The sequence below is a fragment of the Chamaesiphon sp. OTE_8_metabat_110 genome, from assembly GCF_031382685.1.
Lineage (GTDB): Bacteria > Cyanobacteriota > Cyanobacteriia > Cyanobacteriales > Chamaesiphonaceae > Chamaesiphon.
Genome location: NZ_JANMZA010000604.1, coordinates 1 through 5,654, shown reverse-complemented (window position 1 = coordinate 5,654; position 5,654 = coordinate 1). Strand labels below are relative to the sequence as shown.

6 protein-coding genes and 1 pseudogene are annotated in these 5,654 nt (G+C 45.6%); 2 read left to right on the top strand and 5 right to left on the bottom strand.

Going from position 1 to position 5,654, the window contains the following annotated elements; translation table 11 throughout:
* Nucleotides 1-110: pseudogene (locus tag RMO52_RS21810) on the bottom strand (peptide deformylase); the annotation flags it as partial.
* Between the two features lie 103 nt (nucleotides 111-213).
* Nucleotides 214-792 carry a bifunctional adenosylcobinamide kinase/adenosylcobinamide-phosphate guanylyltransferase gene (cobU, locus tag RMO52_RS21805; protein WP_309745331.1) on the bottom strand — a complete coding sequence of 193 codons (579 nt, stop codon included), beginning with the start codon at nucleotides 790-792 and terminating at the stop codon, nucleotides 214-216.
* Between the two features lie 195 nt (nucleotides 793-987).
* On the opposite strand from cobU, the gene RMO52_RS21800 reads away from it, so the two are divergent.
* The gene (locus tag RMO52_RS21800; RefSeq protein ID WP_310418514.1) at nucleotides 988-1,509 is read left to right on the top strand and encodes a hypothetical protein; all 522 of its coding nucleotides are present in this window, start codon (nucleotides 988-990) and stop codon (nucleotides 1,507-1,509) included.
* Between the two features lie 183 nt (nucleotides 1,510-1,692).
* On the opposite strand, the gene RMO52_RS21795 is transcribed toward RMO52_RS21800, so the two are convergent.
* Nucleotides 1,693-2,268: a DUF2939 domain-containing protein gene (locus RMO52_RS21795; RefSeq protein ID WP_310418511.1), complete on the bottom strand. Its 576-nt coding sequence runs from the start codon at nucleotides 2,266-2,268 to the stop codon at nucleotides 1,693-1,695.
* Nucleotides 2,269-2,353: 85 nt separating this feature from the next.
* Here RMO52_RS21795 and RMO52_RS21790 point away from each other — a divergent pair, with 85 nt between their 5' ends.
* Complete coding sequence (locus RMO52_RS21790) at nucleotides 2,354-2,545, top strand: hypothetical protein (RefSeq protein ID WP_310418509.1); 192 nt, start codon at nucleotides 2,354-2,356, stop codon at nucleotides 2,543-2,545.
* A gap of 9 nt (nucleotides 2,546-2,554) precedes the next feature.
* On the opposite strand, the gene argJ is transcribed toward RMO52_RS21790, so the two are convergent.
* Nucleotides 2,555-3,793, bottom strand: a complete 1,239-nt coding sequence (gene argJ / locus RMO52_RS21785) for a bifunctional ornithine acetyltransferase/N-acetylglutamate synthase (protein WP_396135073.1) — start codon at nucleotides 3,791-3,793, stop codon at nucleotides 2,555-2,557.
* Nucleotides 3,794-3,954: 161 nt separating this feature from the next.
* Entirely contained in the window at nucleotides 3,955-5,334 is a 1,380-nt protein-coding gene (locus RMO52_RS21780; protein WP_310418502.1) for a hypothetical protein, read from the bottom strand.
* Between the last annotated feature and the right edge of the window lie 320 nt (nucleotides 5,335-5,654).

Here is a 5,654-nt window from a genome sequence, read left to right as displayed (position 1 = left end):
ACGCTCGCGATGCGTTTGGCTGGCTGCCGCAATACTCGATCGCCTAGAAGGTGAATATCTAGCGGCGGTTTGGCAAGTTTTTTCTTTTCAACGAGGATTGATGTTGGCATGAACTGGTGTCTGGGAGCGATGATGTCGGAGATATCGATCTCGATGCTGCTCTTATTTTAACAGGATTTCGGGATGGGAGCGAAAAGTGCCGATCGGGTTTTGTCAATCCTCGGAGCTGGTAACTACCAATTTATGACCTAATTGAGATAAATTTAAAACGTGACCGCCCGTGACCAAATAAACTGGGTTAGAAATCGCGCCAAATTGACGAGTTAACATGCCCAAGCGATCGCGAAATAACCGTCCGCTGGGATAGGCGGGTACTACGCCCCAACCAGTTTCTTCGGCTACCATGACGATCGTCGCTAAACTATCAGCCGATACAGCCAATAATTCCCGCGTCAAATTTTCCCACTCCGCGTTCGATCGATCGAGCAAATTTGCCACCCAGGTACCGAGGGAATCGACGAGTAGAAAGTCGTCCGCTAGCGCCGACTCGATCGTCTGTGCCAAGTCTACCACCGCCATCTTCGTCTGCCATGTATGTGGACGCCGCTGCTGATGACGATCGATCCGAGCTTGCCATTCGCGATCGTCAGGATCGACAGTTGCTGTGGCAATATAGGTAACAGCTTTGGTAGTTTGCCTTGCTAGCGTCTCCGCCCATTCACTCTTGCCAGAACGTGCTGCACCTGTGACTAAGATCGGTTGTTGTCGCGATTGAGTTATGCTGTTATCCATTCAAATCTTCTGTACTTCAACTTTAGAGCGACCAGTAGGCACTTGGCGATCGACTTTGAATCGTGGGGGCGAATATAATCTGAGTTTACGCGATCGATTGATAGATAACTTACCGATTTTTAGCTTTCGTCTGTAACCTGACGCCGCCTGACGAGAGCATGTATTTTGCACCTGTCAACCAGCCAGCGATTTGAGATGTCCATATCCATAGAGCGTAATTTAGACTTGAATACTCCACCAACTACCATCCAGGTTCCCAAATTTAGTCAGCTTCGGCAAGATGCCAACCCAATTTTGGCAGCACACATGCTGCAAGAAATTTATAAAATGGTGACGCAATGGCAGCAGGAGTTGGAGCAAATCGAGCGCGATCGTGTCAAGATTACTAGCGATGGGCCAATTTTAGCGGGGTGGTTGGAGTCGCGGACTTTTCAGCGAAATGCTACAGGGCAAGCGATCCCGACGCCTTATGTGACTGTGGAAGCGATCGGTTTAGCGACGATCGATCCTCAAGCTGGCTATCGGTTGTGTGGATTGGACGAACACGGACAACTGTGGACGCGAGCTTGTGAGATGACCGAGATTTTGGGCGTGAGTCAGGCAATTGCTAGGTATCAGCAACTAAAAGATTTGTCCGATCGTCAGCAGCAAGTCGAGCAATATATTCGCCAAGTTCTCGAAGATCTGGTTCATCTCAGGTTAAAGCTATCGGATTAATTGATAATTGATAATTGATAATTGATAATTGATAATTGATAATTGATAATTGATAATTATTAATCAAGTAGGTGGGTGCAAATATTTATCAGATAGATAATGTCTAAAACCTATATGGTGGGAAGTGCCCACCCTACTATCAACTATTCACTATTCACTATTCACTATTTACTATTCACCAATTTACACTTTAGAAATATCGATCGCCGATAGTTTCCATGCTAATCCATCGCGTTTTAAGACAAGACTGACATCTTTAGAACGGTTAACTTTATCGGTAATGTGGACGACAAAGCGATCGAATGATTCATAGCCCATTGTAATATTCGATTTTGCCAGATCTTTATTAAGCTGAGTTAGATCGATTCTGGCTTCAGGAATTTTATCGAACATGATTCGTTCGATTCCTTCGGGCGTCACTAATTTATCTACGATTGGATTTATAGTTTTTTCTACTAATTCTGCGGTTGCTTGTGGCGATTGTGTGCTGTCTTCAGCGATTTGCTTCAATATTTTAGCTTTAATACTTGCTTTGATATTTGTCTTTAGTTCTGGAAAGTTAATCGATTGCGATAAAGCATCAGCATTCCGATTTTCGGCAGCATTTTTGATACTATTAACTGTCAAGTATGGTGCATAGTAAGCTCCAATACATCCACTTACCGCGATCGCAGCACCGATCGCGCCAGCGGTAATCATTGTTTTTTTATCTGTGGATTTTAATTTTTTGTGCAGCTTCTCCGATAGAGAATCGAACATATAGTATGTTAATAAATTAGATCTGACGGATCTCCAGCAGTTATGGTGATAAGCAAGACTTATTGAAAGGGGTAAAGGGGTTTTGATGGCACGATTACCTTCGGTAGGCTACGCCAACGATTGGTATTTAAGTAAGCTATTTCCCCAAAATAGCAGGAGAGCCGATGTGACTATTCGATCTCGCGGCGATCGATCCTATTCGGGGTGTCGATCGCAGGAAAATCGATCGCGAGTACGATCGTACTCGCGATCGATCGAGTTAGTAGCAGTGCCGTAAATTAGGCGATTAGGTCGTATATTCAGCATTGATTTTCACATAGTCATAACTGAGATCGCAGCCCCAAGCGATGCCATTGCCGCTACCATTGCCGACGGTGACTGAGATGAGGACTGTATCGGTTTTGAGGTATTCGCCTTGACTGGCAGCCTTGAGGTAATTACTAGCAGCTATTCGATCGAATGTCAAAGGTTGTCCATTTGCCATCAATTGGATCTCGCCTAACTGTACTGCCAAATTATTTTGGTCGAAGGGGACGCCAGCTTTGCCCGCAGCCATCGCAATCCTACCCCAATTGGGATCGCGCCCAAAAATTGCAGCTTTGAGAATGGAAGATCCGGCAATTTCACGGGCGATTTGTCGTGCATCGCGATCGGTTGTCGTCCCCGATACCCGGACTTCAATCAGACAGGTGGCACCTTCACCATCCCGCGCGATCGATTTGGCAAGATATTGACAAACAGCGGTGAGCATGGCTTCCAATTTATCAGCTTCGGCACCGGGTTGGACGATCGCGGGCGTGCGAGATTCGCCATTTGCTAGGGCAATCAGGGTGTCATTGGTGCTAGTATCGCCATCGACAGTAATTTGATTGAAACTGCGATCGGCAGCCCGACTTAACATTTGTTGCCATAATGTGGTCGATACGGCAGCATCACAAGTCACAAAAGCGAGTAGGGTTGCCATGTTGGGATGGATCATCCCCGAACCTTTTGCCATCCCGCCAATTCTAACTGGACGATCGCCAATTGTGGTTTCTAATGCGATCGATTTACTCACCAAATCGGTGGTCATAATTGCTTTAGCAGCGGCACCACCACCCTCATGACTAGCCGCAGCGACTAAGGTCGGAATTCCGGCGACTAAGGCATCCATTTTGATGCGTTGACCGATTACCCCAGTTGAGGCGAGTAAGATCGCTTCTGGGGCGATATTGAGGGCACTAGCGAGCGCGTTCGCACTGGCGATCGCATCTTCCCAGCCAGCTTCACCCGTGGCGGCATTAGCCTGTCCCGAATTGCACAAGATCGCCCGCGCGCTGGGTTTGATGGCAAGTTGTTGGCGACAATATTCGACACAGGCGGCGCGTACCTGACTGGTGGTGAAGACTCCAGCCGCGATCGCATCTACGTCTGATAAAATCAGCGCTAGATCTGGCAACCCAGAAGCTTTCAGCCCCGCTGTAATCCCCGCTGCTCTGAAGCCTCTCGGTGCAGTCACTCCCCCAGAAATCTCTTGCCAGTCCATATGTGTCATTTAGTTAGCAGGTACTAATTATCAGGATACTAGCATAGGGGCTACGATCTGTGGCGATCGATGCAGTAATAGCATTCGATCGTTATTTATCAGCATCTGGTAGAGTGTGTTATCCCGTAGGGTAACGCACCAAAAACATCTAAAAATTTATCTCAATCTTTAATAGTTCGATCGGTTATCAACCGCCAGATCTCAATCAGCCAGTTTTCAATGTTTAGCATGATGCGATCGAGCCAAACTAATAATTTAGCAAGCAAGGATGTTTTGTAGCCGATCGGTTCTGAAGTTACTTCGATCCAGTCTGGCTGATATTCGAGATTGTGGTAGTTTTGATTTGATAATTGACCCGCACCTCGACCGAGTAAACTCTGATGTTTAGATGTGGCTCTAAATTTAGTTTTTCTCACAGTCTCAATTTTGAGATCGCTTTGCCGTACCACTGGTGTTAGTTGGAATTCTGAGGGCTGGTGAATGATTTCTAGATCGCTTTTGTTGGGAATATACCAATATTCTCGATAGTAACTCCACCACTGCTTGAGCCAATTTGGTTGAAGTTGAGCAATAGTTTCTAAAACGGGTCGATGGCGCTGGGGTGTAAGTGCCTCCTCAATAAATGGCGGTAATTGTGGTAAATCTAAAAATCTGGAGCTACGTGGTGGTTGTGGTGTGAAAGAGTAACTGCTCGGTGCCAACTGTGGGGCTAAGTCTGGCTCAGTTAGTTCTAACTGCGCTAATGAATTGGATATCTCCATTGAGGGTTTAATAGTTAAATCTCGCCACCAATTTTGTAACCGCTCTGATAGATTTGGCGAGATATTATCTCGATCGGCTAGTAATTTTTGCTCGATCGGACTACCATCTAGAAGTAAAGATTTTTTTGCTGTGGCAAGTTGCTTATCGGTACGATCGGTTGACAATTGCTGATGATGCCATTGGTGCCAATCGATTGCCAAATCCATCCCAATCCGGCGCCGAATTTCTTGTTGTTGAGTGAGCGTCAGAATATCGAGGAGTTCGTTTTCGGTAGTGACTAGAACTAATTGTCGATCGATTAGTAACGAACTCAATCCCCTGACGATGGGCTTGTTACGGGTAACTTGATGAGATTTATGAAGGCTACGCTCGTCCCAATCCCACTCTTCAGGAAGGTAATCTTCATCGGCGATCGTTATTGCGGCTGTAGTTAGATTTACCTTTCGTCGATCGATCGAAGACTGCTGCTTGATTGCTAAAGCTGTGGGTAATGCAATCTCAATCGGATAGCCACTCTCAGCAACTAAATCCAGTGCCTGTTCGATGTTAATATCGGGTACTGGCTGGAATGGCAGCGATCGCCGCTGCGGCGGTGCAGGAAGTTCGGGTTGAAATATTTTAGCTGTCTGTGCCAGTAATTGGATGGGATATAGTAAGACTTGACCGCTCCAAACTACTGCCACTTTGATATGTCGCCAACCCTTGGCACAGTTATTTTTTAACTCGTTGGTACGTTTATTAATAAAAGTGAAGACTCGACTTTGATAATTTCCAGACATGGGGTTTAGTTAAAAGTTGGCAGCTTTAAAAAGGTTGTGAAAAGTTGGTATCGTCCACTAGCTGAATTTTGAGACTAGCTCTACCACTGTAAATATTTATACTATCCTCTACTGGAAATCTCTCATCTCAAACCGGGTAGTATTTGAATCCTGACACTCCCACGATCGATATTAATGACTTTTTTTAAATATCTAAGATTTTAGCGAAACTATGAATGATTCCGAGCAAAGTTTTGTATCTTCTGTACTCATCTCACTCGATAGACTGCGGAATTTGAGTCAGATCGATATTTTAGCTGATTGGCGGATCTGTCTGGCGG